The following is a 20,062-nucleotide window of genomic DNA, read 5'->3' as shown; positions in this document are numbered from 1 at the left end:
ACGGCCCATAGTGGACTTTCACCACCTAGCTAATACCCATGCCGGGCGCACTAAAAAAGCGACTGGAATTTTATTTTCCCAGTCGCTTATTCGAAAGGTTGTCTATTCTATTTTCTAAACTAACGGTAACATCGTCGGTTGATTGAGAACGTGCTGGTAGCCTGCAGGAGCTTCAACACACTGGGGGATGACATCAACACTTGGTGCCGCACTTGTGACGTAACTTTCCTCTAGTGGAATCATGTTCTGGACCTCAACATCAATAGTTGGAATACCGGCAATGTGGATGTGATTATCAATTGCTGGTTCCTTAACAATATCGTTGCAAATCTTGTGGACATAAACCAGGCTAACCTTCTTTTCACCACCGACATAGCCACTCATGGTGAAGCGGTGCCCCATCATTGTCCCCTTCTTGATCAATCCAAATGCCTTGGGATAAAGATCCTGAGGAGCGGTAAATACCTCGTGAGTAACCTTAACATCATCAAACTTGAGTCCTAACCGGTCGCCCATCTCATAAATAGCGGCAATGTAGTAAGCAGCAATGCCAGCTTTTAGCTTATCCTGGGGGAACTTATCGGGATCCATCCCGTAACCAAAGACCTTAACCCAGGAAGAAGTGTTGTTCTGGTCGTCCTCACCAGACCGAACGGTGAGCTGGTCAACGTGGTCAACCAAGTTACAAAGGTACAGTGGCAGGTGTGAAGCATAGAAGCCTGGCAATAAACCACTCGGCATGAAGGTGACACCGTTCTTTACAGCGGCATCGTTAATCATCTTGTACAGGTCTGGTGTAGTAACTTGTGAGTAGTAAAGCGGAATGGTCGTGATACAGTTCTTCTTGGCATTCAGGACCTTAACCATATCCTCCGCACTTGGTGTAAAGGCCCCCGTCTTAGGTTCGTGGCGAAGTGGTGTATATGCCAGGACCACGTCGGCATCCAGCTTTAGCGCTGCATCAATGTCATCCGTGACCTTAACCCCAATGTCCGGAAAGCCAAATAGCCCGGCGGCATCCTTACCAACCTTCTCCGGATCATTATCAACCGCGGCAACCAATTTCACTGACTTGCGTTCCCCAATCATTCGCACAGCAGCCCGACCAACATTTCCAAGTCCCCAAATAATAACACGATACTGTTTCATAGAAACTACTCCCTTTCTGCGTGCGTGACCTATCACTGGTGCAGAGCTATTTAAAATCTTAGTTACTTAAAAAAGTCCGGATCCTCATACTCAGGGTTAGGGTAATGGTAGAATCCCTGCCCCGCTTCGACACCCGTATGACCGGCATCAATCATTGGCTTCAGTTTGTCGGCAATCTTTTTAAATAGTTCATTATTCGTTTGCTGGTACTGGTTCAGGACCACGGCATAGGTGGTCCGGAGACCCACAATATCCTGGATCATGAACGGCCCAAGTGGGGACCCGTTGGAGATTATCCAGTCCTTATCGATGGTGTGCGGGTCAGCAACCCCGTTTGCCCATAGTGCCATCCCTGCATTCAGCAGTGGGACCAGCAAGGCATTCATGATGTAACCGTGCTGCTCCTTTTTCAGGACCACTGGTACCATCTTGATTGACCGGGCAAAGCTAGTCAGGTCTTCAATAACTGCTGGGTCGGTTTTCGGATTACCGACGATTTCAGCAACATTATGCTTCCAAATATGATTGGCAAAGTGTAGGTGGGCAAATCTACTTGGCCGGTCAGTAAATCCAACCAGTTCACTCGGAATAAAGGTGGATGAATTACTAGTTAAAATTGTTTTCTCCGGGAGAAGCGGGCAGAGTTCCCCGTAGAAGGCCTTCTTAATCTCGACCGATTCGGAAACGGATTCAATCACCAAGTCTGCATCAGCCACGGTCGCCTTTAAATCATTACTAATATCAACAATGTTGTCCATTGCGGCCTGGTAATCAGCTGCAGACGCCTTCATTTCTCTCATGAACGGGTCCTTAATTGCGGCCAATCGCCGTTCTGCGCGGTCAATGTGCCGGTTCCAGATTTTGACCTGGTAGCCACACCGGGCCGCTTGAAATGCAATTTGACTGCCGAGCACCCCTGCTCCAGCAAGCACAACGTTTTTAATTTCCATAACAACGCCTCCTCATAATTCTCTGCACACTTTAATTTTATCATATTTTGGTAGCGCTTTCAGAAAGAGATAATAAAAAGGCCCAGCAATGCTGAACCTTCTTTATTCACTATCGAATTTATTTAGCTAACCTATTGTAACTTTTTCAAGTCCTTGACAATACTCTTCTCCATGATATCCCCATGGCGGGCAATGCTCAAACTCTTGGCAATTTCCAAGTTCTCCTTGGCTTTTTCCTTATCACCAAGTTCAATATAGGCCCGGCCAACGTACATGTAGAGCTGGTCAAGCAGGAACAGTGATTCTCGTTCCCGGCAGAGCTTTATTCCCCGTTCGGCACATTCGATTGCCTTCTCAGGTTCACCCAGCCGCCAGTAGAGCTCGGCAATCTGGCAATTAATTGATGCCCACTGGTGAAGGCTACCAATTAGTTTCTTGTTATCAATCAACTTCACTGACCGGTTAGTCAGCCGTACTGCCCGTTCACGATCATTACGCTGGAGGTAGGCAAGCGCCATCCCCGCTGTCGTCATTGCCAGATAGATGTTGGCACTGGTAGTGGCAAACTGGGTCAGGACTAACTCAAAGTTAAAGATGGCATCGTCGATATTGCCGTCCTTAATCTGAACCATTCCTAGAAGGTAGTAGTAACGTTGCTTATCAAAATCGCTGTTTAAATCCTTAACCCGAATCTTATCAACTAACTTCTTCGCTTTATCAAATTCTTGGTCCGTTAAGGCATCAATAATCTGGTTGAAGGTATCATTAATTCCACTGACTTCTTTTTCAATAATCCGGTCCGGTTGGATATTCAGCCGCTCACAGATAGCGGTTAAGATATCCATTTTTGGCAAACGATCCTGCTTTTCCATTAGACTAATCGTCGCTTGAGTGCAGATTCCTTCAGCCAATGCTGTTTGCGATAAACCCCTCTTGCGGCGAATCTGTTTTAAAACATCTCCACGGAGTTTCATTGGTTATCATCCTCAATTTATTACTAGTAATTTGTTCCGTTATAAAATCTCATTTTTTCAATTCCCTATTATAACACTAATTATGAAATTTTTCCTAAAACTGCCCACTAAATCTTTTAATTCGCTTTTCACTGATAAACGTTTGTTACGACAAAAAAAAGGCTGCAAACCAGTTGCAACCTCACTTATCGATTAATATCTTAATGACTAAAATCCTTGGTGCTCTATAGCTAAAGGGATTTATTTATTATATTTCTTTTGACCGACGCGTTCCTGCCCAAGCTCGCGGAAATCATACTTAATCTGACTGTTCCGCTTGAACTCATCTAAGCCAAGTTGAATCAGGCGATCAATCAAATCAGAATAAGAGATTCCAGAGACCTCCCACATTTGCGGATAAAGACTGATGTTAGTGAACCCTGGCAAGGTGTTTGGCTCACTCAGGTATGGAACATTATTAGAATCAACCAGGAAGTCAATCCGGGCCAATCCTTTCATGTCCAGCACCTTGTATGCCTTCAAAGCCATGTCAGTAATCTCATCGGTTAAGTACTGTGGCAACTTGACTGGTAATTCAAACACCACGCCACTAGCATCAACAAACTTATTCTCGTAGTCGTAGAACGGATCGCCCTTTGGTACCCGGACCGCACCAAGCTTGGAAGCAATTGGGTGTTCATTGCCCAAGATGGAGATTTCAACTTCTTGTGGGTGGTCAACCCCCTGTTCCGCCAGGACCTTAAAGTCATATTTAAAAGCATCCTTGAGTGCTGCTGCGTACTCCTCAGCGTTAGTAACCCGGTGGATCCCCACTGAAGAGCCCTGCTTGGCTGGCTTAATAAAAATCAGATCGCCCAGGTCTTCTTCCAAGCGGTCCCAAGGATAATCAGCCTGGTTTTCCGGCGTCAGCAGGACGTACGGGGTATTACGAATGCCCGCTTCGTTCAGCATCTTCTTGGTAAGGTCCTTATCAAAGGAAAGGGCACTCGCCGCGATGTTCGAGCCCACGTAAGGCTTGTTGAGGAGCTTGAAGAGACCTTGAACCGTCCCGTCCTCGCCCAGGTTACCGTGAATGACTGGGTAGAAGAAGTCAATCCCGGATAGTTCGTTTAGGGCCATGATTGGTGCCAGGGGCTTAGTCAGGTCCATCTTCTGGTAGGCATCCTTGACGACCTCATCCTCGAGTTCCCCGTCAAAGATCCGCTGCGAATCTTCATTGTTTAACAGGATTCCGTCCTTAGTGAACATAAATAAACTAACGTCGTACTTGTCCTTATCCATCGCGTCATAAATATTATGCGCCGAGCGCTTGGAGACATCGTGCTCAGATGAGTTTCCACCAAACAGCAATGCAACACGCAGCTTCTTACTCATTAGAAATACCACCTTTTCTTTTATTTAAACCGAATTCCTAGAACTTTAAGAATATCATATATGTAAATGTTTATCAACATAAAAAAAGGCGCCACGCAGGCACCCTTTTTATTTACTACTTAACAGCAATGATCCAGTTCTTCCGTTCATCATCGCTGGACAGGTCTTCCGGACTGTCTACCAGCTTATCGTTAACCTTCACGATCTTGCCAGTAACTGGACTTTCCAGGTCGGTAACGGCCTTCTCCGCTTCAACAGAGAGGAACTTACCACCTTTAGTTAGCTCGGTCCCCACTTCGGGAAGGTCGATGAAGCTGACTTCACCAAGATCATCGCGGCCCTGGTCATTCAGACCAACCCGGGTCGTTCCGTCGGCGGCTTGCTTTGTCCAAAAGTAATTATTCTTTGTTGCCATATCTGCACCTCATTATCTAAACTCACGGTTACTGCTAAACATGTATGAATGGTGATGATAACGCATCGACATTATCATCCCAATCCCAATCAGGTTCCCAATCAGAGATGAACCCCCAGCACTGATAAATGGTAACGGAATACCAGTCAACGGTAAGAGGCCAATATTCATCCCGATATTTTCAAAGACGTGGAAGAGAATCATCATGATAACCCCGGTTGAGATGTACGCGTAAAATTCGTTCCGCGTATCAAAGGTAACCCGGATCATCAGGTAAATCAGCAGGAGGTAAACCAGAATCAACAGGGCACTGCCCACGAAGCCGAAGTTTTCCCCGATTACTGAAAAGATCATATCTGACTCCCGGACGGGGACGTAAACCTTGGAATTATTAAACCCGGTCCCCGTGATTCCACCGGAACCAACGGCCTTAATACTCTGCCAGAGCTGGTAACCCTGGTTGGTCGTATCCTGTTCCGGATGCAGCCAGGTGTCAACCCGGTCGAATTGGTAAGCCTGAAAGCCAATGTGCTCCAGGATGGTCCGCCCAATGGAACTCGTCACCATCGCCAGTGCAGACCCCCCAACAACAATCAGGGCGCCAGCTGCGGGGGCCAGAATTCGCCAGGTCACCCCGGAAACCAAGACCATCCCACAGAAAATGGCAAAGAAGACCAGGGCCGTCCCAAAGTCATTTTGGAAGTGCAGGGAAATCAAAACTGGTAAAAGCCACAAAAACATTGTCCCGATTAAGCGCCAGTCACTCCGTACCGTGTGTACCGGATAGCGGTTATTATGGGTCGTAATGACCCGCCCCATCATTAAGATATACGCGGGTTTCATTATTTCCGACGGCTGGAACGTAAATGGCCCAATTGCAAACCAACTCTTTGCCCCGGTGTTAACATAGTACGACCGACTATAGAACACCAGGATGGCAAACATCAGAAAGATGCTGGCCCAGTAAACAATCGGCGCAATCTTCCATAATTGCTCCGCATCGAACTGCATGGTCACAACCACCAGGATAATTCCTACAGCGTACCACACCAACTGGGTAATTACCTGACGGGCAACACTAACGGATTGACGGTCGTGACTTGCCGCAACATAAATTGATGCTAAACCAATTAACGCCAGCAGCAAAACACAGAAAATGATTCCCCAATCAATCCGACTCTCTTCATCATTTTGCGAATGTTGCATTACCTAACTCCTTTATGCCATATTTTGACAAGAAGAATTGGCCACCACAAGCGGCTTAGCGTTGGTGCAAGTGGTATTGCTGCAAGACAATTTCTAGTCCTTCTTCTTGCGAGCGAGCGTTAAACTCACTTTGATCCGCCGTCAACAAGGCTTTAAAGCGGTCATTATCGGTAATTACTTCCCCGATAAGGCGGCCACCAATAAAGATCTGTTGAACAGATTGATGCCGACGTTCAATATCCTTAACACTTACTTCAATTTTTTTATCCTTTTTTGACACATTTTCACCCTTAAATTATTTTGTTGACGTTGAAAAGTAAAATGCTGGGGCACCGGATCATAGCCGCCCCTTACAAAGGGGTGGCAGCGCAGGATCCGGGCAATTCCCAGCAGTGCACCCTTGATCCCAAACCGTTGCAGGGCCTGGATCATATACTCTGAACACGTGGGGTAGTAACGGCAGACCCGGTAAGGACGCCGTGCGGAAATCCACCGCTGGTACCCCCGTATCAAGCGACACAAAAAGTGCACCATCACTTATTACTTCTTATCAGCCTTTTGCATCCGTTCTAGCATCTCACCGGCACCCTTGGCAACGTTGTCCAATGGGTCTTGGGAGACAACCACGGGAACCTTTAGGTGGGAACTGAAGAGCTGGTCAATCCCCTTCAACAGAGCAGTTCCCCCGGTCAGCATGATTCCCCGGTCAATAATGTCACTAGCTAACTCCGGTGGAATCGTCTCCAGGACGTTAACGGTCGCAGTAACGATTTGTTCCAGTGTATCGTGAAGAGCTTCTTCAATTTCGTTTTGGTTAACAGTGACCTGCTTTGGCATCCCGCTAGCCACGTCCCGACCACGAACATCCATTTCCTTAGGTTCGTCCACCTTGAGGGCGGTTCCAATTTCCATCTTGATGTTTTCAGCGGTGTGTTCACCGATTACCAGGCCGTGCTTATCCTTGATGTAAGCAGCAATGTCGTTATTCATCTTGTCCCCAGCCATCCGAATTGATTGGCTAGCAACAATATCACCAAGTGACAAGATAGCGATGTCACTGGTACCACCACCCATGTCGATTACCATGCTTCCACGGGGCTTGAAGATATCCAGGCCGGCACCAATGGCAGCAACCTTTGGTTCGTATTCCAGGTAAACCTTGCCTCCACCGGACTGTTCGGCGGCTTGAATAATTGCCTTCCGTTCAATTTCCGTGATGTTGGTTGGAGCGCAGATCATGATGTTCGGCTTAGACATGAAGCCCTTAACGCTCAACTTACCGATAAAGTAGGAAAGCATTTCCTGGGTAACATCGAAGTCTGAAATGACCCCGTTCTTCAGTGGCCGAATTGCCCGGATATTGCTTGGAGTCCGACCTACCATCCGGTAAGCTTCAGAACCCACTGCTAAAACTTTGTTGGTTTGGGTATCGATTGCCACAACAGAAGGTTCATTCAGGACAATCCCCTTGCCCTGCACATAGATAAGGACGTTGGCAGTCCCTAAATCGATTCCGATATCTTTAGCCATTCAACTTATCTCCTTTTCGCTTGATGCGGATTTCCTGCTAATCAAAGCGCTTATTTTTAAGTTAATATCGTTCGTATTATACCACATCTCAGGTGGTTACTCCTCGTTACTTCCCCGATTTACCCCGGGTTGTTCATGGGGGTCAGTTTAAACTGGTCTTCAATGTCACGCCGGTCAATCTGGGCCCCCAGCTTCTGCAACTTCTGGTAGAAATGAAAGTATCCCCGGTCGAGGCAGTCCGGCTGCCGCACCTGGGTAATTCCCTTGGCAACCAGACCAGCCAGGACCAGTGCCGCGCCCGCACGAAGGTCAGTTGCCGCCACTTCGGCCCCGCTAAAATGACTCGGACCGAGCAAGGTGGCCACCGCACCATTGATTTGGAAGTGGGCGTTCATCCGCCTCAGTTCTTCCAGGTGCATGAAACGCTTCTCAAAGACGTGCTCCTCCATCGTACTGGTCCCGTTGGCCAGGAGCTGGAGAACGGTCATCTGCGGTTGCAGGTCGGTTGGGAAGCCCGGATACGGCATCGTTTTGACCGCCGCCGGTAGTAATACGGACGTCCCGAGAACCCGGATGCCGTTCGCTTGCTTAATTACGGTCACGCCCATCTCTTCTAGCTTAGCAATGAGTGAGGCACTGTATTCCGGAACCGCGCCGTTGACGATCACGTCACCGTTAGTAATGGCCGCGGCCATCATGAAGGTCCCAGCCTCAATTCGGTCCGGCATTACCGTGTACTCTGCACCGTGAAGAAAGTAGACCCCCTGGATGCGGATGACCTTACTTCCGGCACCGTGGACCCGGGCGCCCATCTTATTGAGGAGGTTTGCCAGTTCCACGACTTCGGGCTCACAGGCAGCGTTTTCAATCGTCGTGATCCCCTCGGCCATGGTTGCGGCCATCATGATATTTTCCGTTGCCCCCACGCTAGGAAAGTCGAGGGGGATCCGGGTACCGACCAGGTGGTTACAGGAGGCCTCAATGAAGCCCGCATCCTGCTTAATCGATGCTCCCAGCATCTCCATCCCCTTCAGGTGGAGGTCAATTGGTCGGGCCCCGATTGAGCAGCCCCCTGGCAGGGCGATCCGGACGTAGCCGGTCCGCGCCAGCAGGGGCCCCATTACTAACAAGGAGGCCCGCATCTTGCCCACATAGTCGTAGGTTGCCTCTGAAGACAGGGGAAAGCTGCCGTTAATGACTAACTGGCGCTCCTTTTCCCCGTACGCCGTCTTAAGGTTTAAGAACTGCAGGAGCCGGTCCATGACCCGCACATCGGTTACTGGTGGAACATTGTTTAAAATAACCGTCCCCTGGACGGCAAGGATTGCCGCCGCCTGCATTGGCAAGATTGCGTTTTTGGATCCTTCTACCACAACCTTGCCCTTTAAGGGGTGACCACCCTTGATAATTATCTTTTCCATAACAATCCTCCCCCAGCACTAACGGACTAAGTATGTAAGGTTACCGATGGCTGTGATGATTCCGAGGAAGAAATTAGCACAGAGGTAACCGATGGCTGTTGCCGTTAAAACAATCATCAACGGCAGAGTGCGTGGCGGGCGTTTGAAGAGGCGCTCAATATGAAATCCCTGGATTGCCGTGAAGGCCAACCAGATGAAGAGAAATTGAACGATAATTTCAAATAGTGCGTGTATTCCCGTTACTTGCATTCCAAAACCTCCTAACAGCCATTTTGTATCATATCATAACATTCCTAATAATGAACCGTTAACAAAAAAGTTTAACTATTAATTAAAAGGTCCACCCCTTTAAACGGCAAATGGCCGCCCACATCCACACAGATATGGGCGGCCATTGATGAGCAAGAAGGAGACCAATTAGTCTTACCCCTCCTTGGACAAATTATTGTAATTTTTTGCTGTACTTTGATGCTTTCAAACGGTTAATTGCCCGCTTAAGGTGAACTTCAGCCCGGGCCAAATCGTCTTTATTGTGACTCCTCTTGGCTACTTCAATCGCCTTTTCGGACCGTTCCTTCGCATGTTGAGCACGTTCAACGTCAATCCGTTCTGGCAGTTCGGCACTATCAGCCGCAATTAATGCTTCGTGGCCATCAAATTGCATGATTCCACCGTTAACAGCAGCAACTTCGTCCTCTCCGTCGTCATGCTTGACGCGAACAACACTGATCTTCAGAGAAGCAATCAAAGGCACGTGGTTAGCCATAACCCCCATTTGTCCACCAGCGGTGTTCATGACAATCATGGTTGCCTCGTCATTATCATAGACAGTGCCATCAGGAGTAATAATGGTGACCTTAAATTTACTATCAGCCATAAATTATCCCTCCTAATCTTCTGCGTTTTCTTGGTCAGTCTCAGCCTTCATTTTCTTTGCTTTTTCTACAGCATCGTCGATTGTCCCGACCAGCCGGAATGCTTCTTCTGGAAGGTCATCGTATTTACCTTCAAGGATGCCCTTGAAGCCTTTGATGGTGTCCTTCAGTGGAACGTATTTACCTGGCGTACCAGTAAATTGTTCGGCAACACTGAAACTTTGGGAAAGGAAGTTTTGAATCCGCCGTGCACGAGCAACGATCGTCTTTTCTTCATCGGACAATTCATCCATCCCTAAAATAGAGATGATGTCTTGTAATTCGTGGTACCGCTGAAGAACGTGTTGAACTTGGGTAGCGACTTCATAGTGTTCCTTACCAACAATTTCAGGAGTCAATGCAGTTGAAGTTGATTCCAGTGGGTCCACGGCTGGGTAAATACCAATCTGGGTCAGACGACGTTCAAGGTTAGTCGTCGCATCCAAGTGGGCAAAAGTCGTGGCTGGAGCAGGGTCGGTGTAGTCATCTGCAGGAACATAAACGGCTTGAATAGACGTAATGGAACCCTTCTTGGTAGAAGTAATCCGTTCCTGCAACTGACCCATTTCAGTAGCCAGCGTTGGCTGGTAACCAACGGCTGAAGGAATCCGCCCTAACAGGGCAGAAACTTCTGAACCGGCCTGGGTAAACCGGAAAATATTATCGATGAACAAAAGCACATCTTGGCCCTTAACATCACGGAAGTATTCCGCGATGGTCAGACCAGTTAAAGCCACCCGCATCCGGGCACCAGGTGGTTCATTCATCTGACCATAGACCATGGCAGTCTTTTCAAGAACCCCGGAGGCCTTCATTTCGTAGTACATATCGTTACCTTCACGGGTCCGTTCACCAACACCTGTGAAGACAGAAATACCATTGTGACCTTGGGCAATATTGTGAATCAATTCCTGAATCAAAACGGTCTTACCAACACCGGCACCACCGAACAGACCAATCTTACCACCACGAACATATGGAGCCAGCAGGTCAATAACCTTAATACCGGTTTCCAAAATTTCCGTGTTGTTGTTTAATTCGTCGTACTTTGGTGCATCACGGTGAATTGGCATCCGCTTTGCGTCAGGGCCAAATTTCGGTCCGTTATCAACAGGTTCACCTAAGACGTTAAATACTCGTCCCAGAGTATCGTCACCAACTGGCACACTAATTGATGCACCAGTGTTTTCAACTTCCATTCCCCGTTGAAGACCATCGGTTCCGTCCATGGCAATCGTCCGGACAACCCCGTCACCCAATTCAAGGGCAACTTCAGTCGTTAAAGTCTTGTCATCACTTTCCTTGATCTTCAAAGCATCGTTAATTTCAGGAAGTTTACCGTCTAAGGGGAATTCAACATCGACAACTGGTCCGATAACTTGTACAACTTTACCAGAACTCATGTTGTTTCCTCCTACGTTAGAAATTATTCTTGTGCTGTCATCCCACCGGTAATTTCAGTAATTTCCGTGGTGATAGCAGCCTGCCGTGCACGGTTATACTGCAATTCCAATGTTGAAATGATGTCATCAGCATTATCAGTTGCTGACCGCATGGCATTCGCACTTGAGGAGTGTTCGGATGTCTTGGCATCCAGAATAGCTCCATATAATAAGCTTTCTGCATATTGGGCAACCAATGCAGAAACAATCACCGTATCCGATGGCTCGAATTCATACTCAGCTGAAACGTGGGCTGCAGTTACATCACTATTTTCAAGTGGTGTCTTGCCATTGTCCTTTTCAGGCATGTTGCCCTCGTCGTTAAGTAATGAATGTTCCGTAATTGTCAGGATATCATGGGCAATGACGTGAGAAGTAATCCGGTTAACATAGTGGCTAAATACCAAATACATTTCGTCGAATACCTGGTCATTGTACATTTGAACCGCCGTCCGAACAATCGGGAGAACCTCACGGAACAAAGGAACATCACTAACACCAGAATACTGGTAAATAATGTTCATGTCCTGCTTCTTCAAGAATTCGGTCCCCGTCTTACCAACCGTCAGGAAAACAGCGTTGTCTTTATTAAGATTGTGCTCCTTCATCAGGGCCATCGTTTGCTTGAGAATGTTACTGTTGTAACTTCCCACCAGGCCCCGATCTGATGTAATTACGAGTATTCCAGTCTTCTTTACTGGACGCTTTTTAAATAGTGCAGCGTAAACATCATCCTGTGAAGCAGCAGATGTTGCACTGTGAGATTTAACCAGATCAGCCAACATTTGCTTAACCTTCTCAGCATAGACCTCGTAGGTTTGAGTGTGGTGTTGAATTTGATTCAGTTTAGCAGTTGAAACCATCTGCATGGCAGAGGTAATCTGCCGCGTACTCTTCGTTGATTCAATTTTATGTTTAACTGCAGCAAGTGAAGCTGGCACTAAATCTCACCGTCCTTTCGACTAGTATTATTCATTACTTTTGTGTAGCTTTCTTCTTGTCATCACTAGTTTGGAATGACTTTGTGAAGTCCGCAACGGCATTGTGCAGGCCATCACCTTCTGGCAACTTACCTGACTTTTGAATACTGTCGTAAAGGTCTTGGTGATTTGCGTGCATGTAAGCAGCTAATTCACTCTCGTAACGTTGAACATCATCCAACGGAATCTTATCAATGAATCCCTTTGACAGGGCATACAGGGTGACAACCTGTTGAGAAACAGTTTGTGGCTCATGCAGTCCCTGCTTCAGGACTTCCATCGTCCGTTGACCACGGGACAACTTAGCTTGGGTTGCTTCATCCAAATCAGAACCGAACTGGGCAAATGATGCCAATTCGTTGTAGGATGCGATATCCAAACGCAAGGTCCCGGCAACCTTCTTCATGGCCTTAACCTGGGCGTCACCACCAACCCGGGAAACAGAAGTCCCGGCATCAATGGCTGGACGTTGGCCGGCGTAGAATTCATCAGAATCCAAGAAGATCTGACCGTCGGTAATGGAAATAACGTTAGTTGGAATATATGCAGAAACGTCCCCGGCCTGGGTTTGAATGATTGGCAGGGCGGTCATTGAACCACCGCCAAGGTCATCAGACAACCGAGCAGCCCGTTCCAGTAACCGTGAGTGGGTGTAGAAAATATCACCTGGGTAAGCTTCACGGCCTGGTGGACGACGCAGAATCAAGGAAAGTTCACGGTAAGCATCGGCCTGCTTTGAAAGGTCATCATAAACAATCAAAACATCCTTGCCACCGAACATGAACTCTTCACCCATTGCGGCACCGGTATATGGTGCGATGTACAGCATTGGTGCTGGGTTTGAAGCACTAGCTGAAACAACGATGGTGTAGTCTAAGGCACCGTAACGACGAAGGGTTTCGACGTTCGCCTTAACGGTTGATTCCTTTTGACCAATGGCAACGTAAATACAAATTACGTTTTGGTCCTTCTGGTTAATGATCGTGTCAAGGGCGATAGCAGTCTTACCAGTCTTCCGGTCACCAATGATCAACTCACGCTGACCACGACCAATTGGAACTAAGGCATCAATCACCTTAATACCAGTTTGAAGAGGCACACTAACACTCTTCCGCTCCATAACCCCAGGAGCCTTCCGTTCAATTGGACTCGTCTTGGTCGTCTTGATCTCACCAAGGCCATCCAGTGGACGACCTAATGGGTCAACAACCCGTCCTAATAATTCATCACCGACGGGTACTTCCATGATTCGACCCGTCCGTTTAACGGTGTCACCTTCACGGATACCACTAAAGTCACCTAAAATAACGATACCGACATCGTTACTTTCGAGGTTTTGGGCCATCCCGTAAACACCGTTGCTAAATTCGAGCAACTCACCAGCCATGGCATTTTCCAAGCCATCGGCACGAGCAACACCATCACCAACGTAGGTTACCGTCCCGGTTTCTTCAACAGAAACTTGGTTTTGGTAGTTGGCAAGTTGCTTCTTGATGAGTGAACTGATTTCCTCAGTTTTAATGCTCATAAAGGTCTCACCTCTTTAACAAAAGATCTATTTTATCTAACTAGTAAACGACGAATTTGCTTAATCTTTGAGCTGAGGCTACCATCAAGCGTCTTATGGTCAGCATGAACAATAACCCCACCTAAAATTTCAGGATCTACACTTTCGTTTAATACAACCTCGTTAGCGCCAAAACGCTTTGCCAGGTTGGCCGAAAGTTGGTCCCGTTGTTGTTTATCGAGTTGGATCGCTGTAACAACGTCAGCATGAATCCGCTTATTCTTAGCGTCATACCGCCGTTCAAACTCATCAATAATCGCGACCATACAATCCATGCGGCCGTAATCAAAAAGCATTTGAATCAGGTTCTTAACATACTGGGAAGCACCCTGCTGCAAGTCACTGACCAACGCTTTTTTATCATCGAGGGACATTTGAACCCCTGCCAAAGCAGATTCCAGTCCTTCGTTGTCCTCAAAGACTTGGCGTAATGCAATTAGTTCTTGATAAGTTTGATCGACTTCGTTGTCTGCATCGACCAATTCAAACAGTGCCCGTGCATAACGGCGAGCAACCGTCTTCTTATCAAGACTCATAATCTACCAACCCTTCGATGTAGGAGTCGATCAATTCCTTTTGATCGTCTGCCTTTAATTCTTTTTGGATGAGCTTGGAAGCAATCTCAATAGATAAGTTTGCAACGTCATCCTTAGCACCGTTCAAGGCGTCACGACGTGCTTGTTCAGCATCTTGTTGTGCCTGTTGCTTAAGTGCTTGAGCATCATTTTGTGCTGCTTCAACAATTTGTGCTCGTTGTGTTTCGGCTGACTTCTTGGCATTGTTAACAATGTCAGCAGCTTCTTGACGTGAATTTTGCAGTTCAGCTTGACGCTTAGCAGCCATCTTTTCGGCATTTTCACGGGACTTAGCAGCATTGTCAATGTCACTGGCAATCTTATCTGCCCGTTTCTTCATCATGTTAGTAACCGGGCCCCAAGCAAAGTGCTTGACCAGCAACATCAGGATAATGAAGGTGACAATGTAGAAAATCAAGTCGCCAACGTATAAACTGTTCGATTCAGCTAACACATTGTTCACAAACATCTATTGACACCTCCTTGTCTAAAAATAAAAGTGATTACAACAATTACTTGTTCATAACAAGGAAGCCGATAACAATAGCAATAATAGGCATGGCTTCAATCAAACCAACACCAATGAACATCGTTGCTTGTAAACGACCTTGTAATTCTGGTTGACGTGCAATACTGTCAACAGTGTGTCCAATTAAGATACCATCACCGATACCACCACCGATAGCAGCACCCATAGCTGCGATACCTGCAGCAATTGCTCCTAATGCCATTTTTAAATTCCTCCTTAGAGATTATTATTCGGAAACCTTCCGAGAAATATAAACCGTCGTTAATGTTACAAAGACATATGCCTGAATTGAACCAATAAAGATTGAGAATCCTTGCCATGCAAGCTCCAGCAGCAATCCTGGAATAATTGTCAAGACGCCATGAGAGAATGCCATATTAGCAATTAAACTCATCAACAGTTCACCGGCAAAAATGTTACCAAAGATACGGAGACCCAGCGTTAAGAAGTTAGCAAAGTCTTCAATGATGTTAATAGGCAGCATCAGGGTAAATGGCTTCGTGTAGTTCTTCAGGTAACCACCAAGGCCATTATGAGCGACTCCCGCAAAGTGTGCGAGTGCCATTACCATCAGTGAGAATGTTAACGTAACAACGGGGTCCGCCGTAGGACTTCTAAGCACTTCGGCACCATTCCAATGGAATTGGAACAGCAAGCCGAACTGGTTGGCGAAGAAGATGAAGACAAACAGAACAAAGGCAAAGAAACTATAGTGTCCCCGCTCTGAAGCTGGCATCTGGCTCCGCACAATCCCATTCGTGAAGTCAATCAGCCACTCAAGAACGTTTTGAGCCCCCTTTGGCTTCATTTGAATCTTTCGTGACATCCCGTAAAGAGTGAAGAACACGATTGCGTAGATAATCAGTCCAGAGACTATGTTCGTTGTATTGAACGTCAGTCCGAAAAGCTTAAAAGTTAAAGCATCACCGCCCATTCATATTCCACCTCTTTCCTTATAACAATAATTTGGCTGTAAATTGGAAAACGTCGCAAAGAAAAACGAATTAGCCCAAGTTACGTTAGTAATATTATCATCATTCAGGGCAAATATCAAAAAACATTAGATAAATGGAACAATTTCCAACAACTGTTCTTCCCCGTCATTAAGCGCTTTCGTGAATTTAATTGAGACAATTGAAATTAGTTTATTATTAATGCTAACCGAATTTTAATTCTTTTCTTTATCAGCATTTAATTCTTTGCATCCGGATAAATCTCCTGAAAGAAAAATGACGGAGGAATCCCCTTCGTCATTAATATTTTAAATTCAGTTTATTAAAATTAGGAATCTTGTTTATCAGCGATTTTATGTCGCCGCCTCGTCATTATCCAGGCCGTCGTGGGGACCGGCAGTAGAACGCCGACAAATGAAATTAGGATTTCAATCATCTCCGCCACGAAGATTTTATTATTCATGATTGTTCCCAACGAGTAGTTGAGGCCGGCAAACCAGATGAAGAGGGCCAAGAAGCCACCGAAGAAGCCGAAGAACAGGGTGTTAAATGTTGTTCCGATGATCTGGCGGCCAATTGTCATCCCACTGACCATCAGCTGGCGGTTACCAACTTCCGGATGGGCCTGGAGGATTTCGGTTAAGCCCGCTGCGATTGCCATCGCCGCTTCCGCAATTGCCCCCAGCGTACTGAGGGTGGTGACCGTTACCGTAACCTTGAAGTAGCTGATCCCGATCAGAATCGACATCCCCTCCAGGTCATCGCTATCCTCGGTCCCGAAGCCCTGGACCATCGCCCAGTGTTCAACCACAAAGATAAGGACAATCAAAATTGCGGTAACGATTAGTGCGGCATAGAAGGCAGTGACCGTTGTCCGCAGGTCGTCCTCCCCCATAAAGATGGTAATGGCCAGGATGATAATTCCCGTTGTGATCGTCACAAAGAGCGGCGGCACATGAAAGGCAATCAGAACAATTGCAAAGTACAAGAAGCCAAAATTTAGAATCAAACTTAGAAAAGCCGTCCACCCCTGCTTGCCGCCGACCGCAACCATTAGGATCAAGAGGACAATGCCCAATGCAGTAATGGTTGTCATTTTTTCTGCCTCCCCAGAAGTAACGCACCGAATCCACTAACGAGCGGTACGGCCAGGACAATGCCAATCCCGCTGACCAAGCTCTGGACCGTCCCCAGACTCATGTTCATGGCAAAGGTGTAGCCCCAGGAATTACCGTTCTTAATATAAAGGAGGCTAGACGTAAAGGTCTCGGTCATAAAGGTCAAAAACAGGACGTTAATCAGTGGCCCCATGATGGACTTACCGACGTTTCGCCCTGACATGAAGAGCGCACCCCGGCCAATCCGCGGGTTCAGCTGTTTAAGTTCAAACAGGGTCGCAATAATATCACTCGACTCATCCATCACTGCCCCCAGGGAGCCCAGCAGGGTTTCCGCAACAAACAGCGGCCGCGGGACCTGAGTTACATACTGCATCGATTCGTAGTAAATTCCCCGTTCGTGGGTCCAGGAAAAGACAAGGAGGCTTAACCCCAGGGCGAGGAAGGTCCCCAGCAGCGTCGCCGCTACGGTTGCCAACATTTTCATGGTGGGCCCCAGAATCAGTAAGAGGCTGACGACGGTAAAGATAACCGCCAGGGTACCAAAGATTAGCAGGACATGTTGGCCATTGTTCTTAAGGTCAATTTCGATTGCAATAATAAAGAGTAGGGAGTTAACAACGACACTCGCCAGGGCCAGCGAACCAGCTCGCCCCATCATCATTATCAGCATCAGGCAGACTAGCCAGCTCAAGAAGACGACCACGGTGTCACGCTTGTAGCCCGCCACGTTAGCACTCAGTTGGTGGTGTCTCTTCCGTAACTGGGTCAAGAAAATCTGGTCACCGACATGGTAGCGCTGGTCCATCGGCTGGGAATCACTATAAGTGTTGCTGACCTGCAGCCGTTGACCCCGGTAACGCGTATTCATCAAACGGACAGTCAGTGTCTGGTTATGCTCATGATCAATGTTTTTAAACTGGTCGCTTGTTCGCTGGACTGTCCCCGCTTTAACCGCCTCCACCCGGGCAATTGGCCGCCGGTAGAAGCGCTGATTATGGCTCGTAAAGAGGAGGGCAACCGCACCCATCACCAGCAAAATGATGAACAAGGGCAGCCGTCTGCTTATCCAACCGTGACTCACAATTTTTCATCCCTTCACAATAAACTAGCTGTCATTGTACCCCTCAAACAAAACAAAAAAAACCACCGTCCAAAAACTTTACGTTTTCGTAACGGTTGGCTTTCCCTTTAATTGTTACTAATTACTTCGTACCGAAGAGCCGGTCACCGGCATCACCAAGGCCGGGCACAATGTAACCATCTTCGTTCAGGTGATCATCAAGGGCTGCAGCGTAAAGGTCAACATCTGGGTAAGCTTCCCGGACAGCCTTAACACCTTCAGGAGCAGCAACCAAGCAGGCAAACTTCATGTTCTTTTCTTGGCAACCACGCTTCTTCAAGGCTTCAATTGCCATCATTGCAGAACCCCCAGTGGCAAGCATTGGGTCAACGATGAACAATTGCCGTTCGGTGATATCATTTGGCAGCTTGACAAAGTATTCGTGCGGCTTCAGTGTTTCTTCATCACGGTACATGCCGATAAAGCCAATCTTGGCAGCGGGAATCAAGTCGGTCATCCCGTCAACCATTCCCAGGCCAGCCCGCAGGATTGGAATAATGGCCACTTTCTTACCGGCCAATTCCTTCTTGGTGGTCTTGGCAATTGGCGTTTCAACTTCTACGTCCTTCAGTGGCATGTCCCGTGCCACTTCATAGGCCATCAGGGTTGAAATTTCCTTAACCGTTTCCCGGAAAAACTTCGTCCCAACATTCTTGTCCCGAATCATTGTTAACTTGTGTTGGATCAGCGGGTGATCCATAACTTCAAATTTACCCATGCCAAATACACTCCTTTGAATTTCTCCCCTATTTTACCAAAAAAAAGGAGAAGTTGTTAGCTTCTCACCTTATTTTTTAAAACTTTGCTCATTATTTTACTTGCTGGGGGTCGAAATGAACACCACCAGCAGATTTGTTCAGTCGGTTCATGTAAGCTCCTCCGAGGTCGTGGGCTGGGAACGCCTGAGTGACGATGGCCTTAACGTTTGGCTGGTCATCGAATTCCCGTAAGCCGTCAAAGAGACGGGCACTCGCGTCAGTAACGTTTTTACCAAGGGAGAACTGGACGGCATTCATCGGCAGGTTTAAGCCCTTTAGAACATCTTCCGTGGCCATGAAGCCAACGTCAAATGGTTGCTCACTAACCCACTTAGCAACGGTAGTCCAGTCGGTTCCGTCATCAACAATGTAGACCTGGGCGCTCGGGGCGTAGTGCTTGTACTTCATCCCCGGGGCCTTCGGTATCTCATTCTTGCCAACCTTGTGGTGGTTCAGATCAATCAAACCGATAACGCTTTCGATGTCTTTCTTGGTAACGGCACCTGGCCGGAGAATGACCGGGGTATCCGTTGACATGTCCAAGACTGTTGACTCAACCCCAACCCGGGTCGGTCCATTATCTAAGATTCCGGTAATCTTACCATTCAGATCGTGGTAGACGTGTTGCGCAGTGGTAGGACTCGGCTTCCCCGAGGTGTTAGCGGAAGGACCCACCATCGGGACGCCGGCCTTACCAATCAGGTCCAGCGTTGGCTGGCAGTCTGGGAAACGGAAGGCAACCGTATCTAAGCCCCCGGTGACCGTCTTCGAGAGGGCTCCCTTCTTAATCTTCAGGATAATTGTTAAAGAGCCCGGCCAGAAGGCCTTCATCAGCTTCCGGGCGTTATCCGGAATCTCGGCTGCGTACTTTTCGACCATGGCCACCGAGTTAACGTGAACAATCAACGGGTTATCGCTTGGTCGCCCCTTAGCCAGGTAAACGTTCTTGACTGCGGCTTCATTGGTAGCATCGGCCCCTAAACCGTAGACGGTCTCGGTTGGAAAGGCGACCAGTTCACCACGTTTCAGGGCGGCAGCCGCTTCGTCAATCTGGTTTAATTGATAAATTTTCGTGTTCATTCTT

At 47.5% G+C, this 20,062-nt stretch carries 23 protein-coding genes; all 23 read right to left on the bottom strand.

Annotated elements, in window-relative coordinates; translation table 11 throughout:
- Nucleotides 1–114 precede the first annotated feature (114 nt).
- The 23 genes from FD32_RS06755 to FD32_RS06650 all read right to left on the bottom strand — a co-directional run bounded on the left by FD32_RS06755 (nt 115) and on the right by FD32_RS06650 (nt 20,058).
- Nucleotides 115–1,149, bottom strand: a complete 1,035-nt coding sequence (locus FD32_RS06755; protein ID WP_047768031.1) for a hypothetical protein — start codon at nt 1,147–1,149, stop codon at nt 115–117.
- 62 nt (nt 1,150–1,211) lie between these two features.
- Nucleotides 1,212–2,099, bottom strand: a complete 888-nt coding sequence (locus tag FD32_RS06750) for a 3-hydroxyacyl-CoA dehydrogenase (RefSeq protein WP_047768029.1) — start codon at nt 2,097–2,099, stop codon at nt 1,212–1,214.
- A 131-nt stretch (nt 2,100–2,230) separates the two neighbouring features.
- Nucleotides 2,231–3,073, bottom strand: a complete 843-nt coding sequence (locus FD32_RS06745) for a helix-turn-helix domain-containing protein (RefSeq protein ID WP_047768027.1) — start codon at nt 3,071–3,073, stop codon at nt 2,231–2,233.
- A 240-nt stretch (nt 3,074–3,313) separates the two neighbouring features.
- Nucleotides 3,314–4,447, bottom strand: coding sequence for a D-alanine--D-alanine ligase family protein (locus FD32_RS06740; RefSeq protein ID WP_047768025.1), 1,134 nt, complete (start codon nt 4,445–4,447; stop codon nt 3,314–3,316).
- Between the two features lie 115 nt (nt 4,448–4,562).
- Nucleotides 4,563–4,862, bottom strand: coding sequence for a glycine cleavage system H family protein (locus FD32_RS06735; RefSeq protein ID WP_047768023.1), 300 nt, complete (start codon nt 4,860–4,862; stop codon nt 4,563–4,565).
- A 12-nt stretch (nt 4,863–4,874) separates the two neighbouring features.
- Entirely contained in the window at nt 4,875–6,068 is a 1,194-nt protein-coding gene (locus FD32_RS06730; protein ID WP_047768021.1) for an FtsW/RodA/SpoVE family cell cycle protein, read from the bottom strand.
- 55 nt (nt 6,069–6,123) lie between these two features.
- Nucleotides 6,124–6,348 (bottom strand): DUF2969 domain-containing protein, encoded by a 225-nt coding sequence (locus FD32_RS06725; RefSeq protein WP_047768019.1) that lies wholly within the window; start codon nt 6,346–6,348, stop codon nt 6,124–6,126.
- A complete protein-coding gene (yidD, locus tag FD32_RS09870; protein WP_082126038.1) occupies nt 6,318–6,602 on the bottom strand; it encodes a membrane protein insertion efficiency factor YidD in 285 nt (94 codons plus the stop codon). The genes FD32_RS06725 and yidD overlap by 31 nt, the downstream gene beginning before the upstream one ends.
- Nucleotides 6,603–6,608: 6 nt before the next feature.
- A complete protein-coding gene (gene mreB, locus FD32_RS06720) occupies nt 6,609–7,598 on the bottom strand; it encodes a rod shape-determining protein (RefSeq protein WP_047768016.1) in 990 nt (329 codons plus the stop codon).
- A 119-nt stretch (nt 7,599–7,717) separates the two neighbouring features.
- Nucleotides 7,718–9,019 (bottom strand): UDP-N-acetylglucosamine 1-carboxyvinyltransferase, encoded by a 1,302-nt coding sequence (gene murA, locus FD32_RS06715; RefSeq protein WP_047768014.1) that lies wholly within the window; start codon nt 9,017–9,019, stop codon nt 7,718–7,720.
- A gap of 18 nt (nt 9,020–9,037) precedes the next feature.
- Nucleotides 9,038–9,268 carry a DUF1146 family protein gene (locus FD32_RS06710; RefSeq protein ID WP_047768012.1) on the bottom strand — a complete coding sequence of 77 codons (231 nt, stop codon included), beginning with the start codon at nt 9,266–9,268 and terminating at the stop codon, nt 9,038–9,040.
- 193 nt (nt 9,269–9,461) lie between these two features.
- Nucleotides 9,462–9,896: a F0F1 ATP synthase subunit epsilon gene (locus tag FD32_RS06705; protein WP_047768010.1), complete on the bottom strand. Its 435-nt coding sequence runs from the start codon at nt 9,894–9,896 to the stop codon at nt 9,462–9,464.
- A gap of 12 nt (nt 9,897–9,908) precedes the next feature.
- Nucleotides 9,909–11,336: a F0F1 ATP synthase subunit beta gene (gene atpD, locus FD32_RS06700; protein WP_047768008.1), complete on the bottom strand. Its 1,428-nt coding sequence runs from the start codon at nt 11,334–11,336 to the stop codon at nt 9,909–9,911.
- 23 nt (nt 11,337–11,359) lie between these two features.
- A complete protein-coding gene (locus FD32_RS06695) occupies nt 11,360–12,316 on the bottom strand; it encodes a F0F1 ATP synthase subunit gamma (protein WP_047768005.1) in 957 nt (318 codons plus the stop codon).
- Between the two features lie 34 nt (nt 12,317–12,350).
- Entirely contained in the window at nt 12,351–13,883 is a 1,533-nt protein-coding gene (atpA, locus tag FD32_RS06690; RefSeq protein WP_047768003.1) for a F0F1 ATP synthase subunit alpha, read from the bottom strand.
- A gap of 32 nt (nt 13,884–13,915) precedes the next feature.
- Nucleotides 13,916–14,458, bottom strand: coding sequence for an ATP synthase F1 subunit delta (atpH, locus tag FD32_RS06685; protein ID WP_047768001.1), 543 nt, complete (start codon nt 14,456–14,458; stop codon nt 13,916–13,918).
- Nucleotides 14,448–14,966: a F0F1 ATP synthase subunit B gene (atpF, locus tag FD32_RS06680; protein WP_047767999.1), complete on the bottom strand. Its 519-nt coding sequence runs from the start codon at nt 14,964–14,966 to the stop codon at nt 14,448–14,450. The genes atpH and atpF overlap by 11 nt, the downstream gene beginning before the upstream one ends.
- Nucleotides 14,967–15,009: 43 nt before the next feature.
- Nucleotides 15,010–15,228 (bottom strand): F0F1 ATP synthase subunit C, encoded by a 219-nt coding sequence (gene atpE / locus FD32_RS06675; RefSeq protein WP_047767997.1) that lies wholly within the window; start codon nt 15,226–15,228, stop codon nt 15,010–15,012.
- Between the two features lie 24 nt (nt 15,229–15,252).
- A complete protein-coding gene (gene atpB, locus FD32_RS06670; protein ID WP_047767991.1) occupies nt 15,253–15,960 on the bottom strand; it encodes a F0F1 ATP synthase subunit A in 708 nt (235 codons plus the stop codon).
- Between the two features lie 347 nt (nt 15,961–16,307).
- On the bottom strand, nt 16,308–17,075 hold the full coding sequence (locus FD32_RS06665) for a YibE/F family protein (protein WP_047767989.1): 768 nt from the start codon (nt 17,073–17,075) through the stop codon (nt 16,308–16,310).
- Nucleotides 17,072–18,127: a YibE/F family protein gene (locus FD32_RS06660; RefSeq protein ID WP_047768033.1), complete on the bottom strand. Its 1,056-nt coding sequence runs from the start codon at nt 18,125–18,127 to the stop codon at nt 17,072–17,074. The genes FD32_RS06665 and FD32_RS06660 overlap by 4 nt, the downstream gene beginning before the upstream one ends.
- A gap of 175 nt (nt 18,128–18,302) precedes the next feature.
- Entirely contained in the window at nt 18,303–18,938 is a 636-nt protein-coding gene (upp, locus tag FD32_RS06655) for a uracil phosphoribosyltransferase (RefSeq protein ID WP_047767987.1), read from the bottom strand.
- Nucleotides 18,939–19,029: 91 nt separating this feature from the next.
- Nucleotides 19,030–20,058 (bottom strand): L-threonylcarbamoyladenylate synthase, encoded by a 1,029-nt coding sequence (locus tag FD32_RS06650; RefSeq protein WP_047767984.1) that lies wholly within the window; start codon nt 20,056–20,058, stop codon nt 19,030–19,032.
- Between the last annotated feature and the right edge of the window lie 4 nt (nt 20,059–20,062).

It is taken from the genome of Limosilactobacillus panis DSM 6035 (genome assembly GCF_001435935.1).
Taxonomy (GTDB): Bacteria; Bacillota; Bacilli; order Lactobacillales; family Lactobacillaceae; genus Limosilactobacillus; species Limosilactobacillus panis.
This window is presented reverse-complemented; position numbering and strand designations above follow the sequence as displayed.

What these genes read in the sequence shown, in the direction of transcription:
- FD32_RS06750 (WP_047768029.1), bottom strand. Translation starts at nt 2,099, where the DNA reads ATGGAAATTAAAAACGTTGTGCTTGCTGGAGCAGGGGTGCTCGGCAGT.
- FD32_RS06710 (WP_047768012.1), bottom strand. Translation starts at nt 9,268, where the DNA reads ATGCAAGTAACGGGAATACACGCACTATTTGAAATTATCGTTCAATTT.
- FD32_RS06660 (WP_047768033.1), bottom strand. Translation starts at nt 18,127, where the DNA reads ATGGGTGCGGTTGCCCTCCTCTTTACGAGCCATAATCAGCGCTTCTAC.
- FD32_RS06755 (WP_047768031.1), bottom strand. Translation starts at nt 1,149, where the DNA reads ATGAAACAGTATCGTGTTATTATTTGGGGACTTGGAAATGTTGGTCGG.
- atpE (WP_047767997.1), bottom strand. Translation starts at nt 15,228, where the DNA reads ATGGCATTAGGAGCAATTGCTGCAGGTATCGCAGCTATGGGTGCTGCT.
- murA (WP_047768014.1), bottom strand. Translation starts at nt 9,019, where the DNA reads ATGGAAAAGATAATTATCAAGGGTGGTCACCCCTTAAAGGGCAAGGTT.
- FD32_RS06665 (WP_047767989.1), bottom strand. Translation starts at nt 17,075, where the DNA reads ATGACAACCATTACTGCATTGGGCATTGTCCTCTTGATCCTAATGGTT.
- atpA (WP_047768003.1), bottom strand. Translation starts at nt 13,883, where the DNA reads ATGAGCATTAAAACTGAGGAAATCAGTTCACTCATCAAGAAGCAACTT.
- atpH (WP_047768001.1), bottom strand. Translation starts at nt 14,458, where the DNA reads ATGAGTCTTGATAAGAAGACGGTTGCTCGCCGTTATGCACGGGCACTG.
- atpB (WP_047767991.1), bottom strand. Translation starts at nt 15,960, where the DNA reads ATGGGCGGTGATGCTTTAACTTTTAAGCTTTTCGGACTGACGTTCAAT.
- FD32_RS06730 (WP_047768021.1), bottom strand. Translation starts at nt 6,068, where the DNA reads ATGCAACATTCGCAAAATGATGAAGAGAGTCGGATTGATTGGGGAATC.
- FD32_RS06735 (WP_047768023.1), bottom strand. Translation starts at nt 4,862, where the DNA reads ATGGCAACAAAGAATAATTACTTTTGGACAAAGCAAGCCGCCGACGGA.
- FD32_RS06745 (WP_047768027.1), bottom strand. Translation starts at nt 3,073, where the DNA reads ATGAAACTCCGTGGAGATGTTTTAAAACAGATTCGCCGCAAGAGGGGT.
- FD32_RS06740 (WP_047768025.1), bottom strand. Translation starts at nt 4,447, where the DNA reads ATGAGTAAGAAGCTGCGTGTTGCATTGCTGTTTGGTGGAAACTCATCT.
- upp (WP_047767987.1), bottom strand. Translation starts at nt 18,938, where the DNA reads ATGGGTAAATTTGAAGTTATGGATCACCCGCTGATCCAACACAAGTTA.
- atpF (WP_047767999.1), bottom strand. Translation starts at nt 14,966, where the DNA reads ATGTTTGTGAACAATGTGTTAGCTGAATCGAACAGTTTATACGTTGGC.
- FD32_RS06705 (WP_047768010.1), bottom strand. Translation starts at nt 9,896, where the DNA reads ATGGCTGATAGTAAATTTAAGGTCACCATTATTACTCCTGATGGCACT.
- mreB (WP_047768016.1), bottom strand. Translation starts at nt 7,598, where the DNA reads ATGGCTAAAGATATCGGAATCGATTTAGGGACTGCCAACGTCCTTATC.
- atpD (WP_047768008.1), bottom strand. Translation starts at nt 11,336, where the DNA reads ATGAGTTCTGGTAAAGTTGTACAAGTTATCGGACCAGTTGTCGATGTT.
- FD32_RS06650 (WP_047767984.1), bottom strand. Translation starts at nt 20,058, where the DNA reads ATGAACACGAAAATTTATCAATTAAACCAGATTGACGAAGCGGCTGCC.
- yidD (WP_082126038.1), bottom strand. Translation starts at nt 6,602, where the DNA reads ATGGTGCACTTTTTGTGTCGCTTGATACGGGGGTACCAGCGGTGGATT.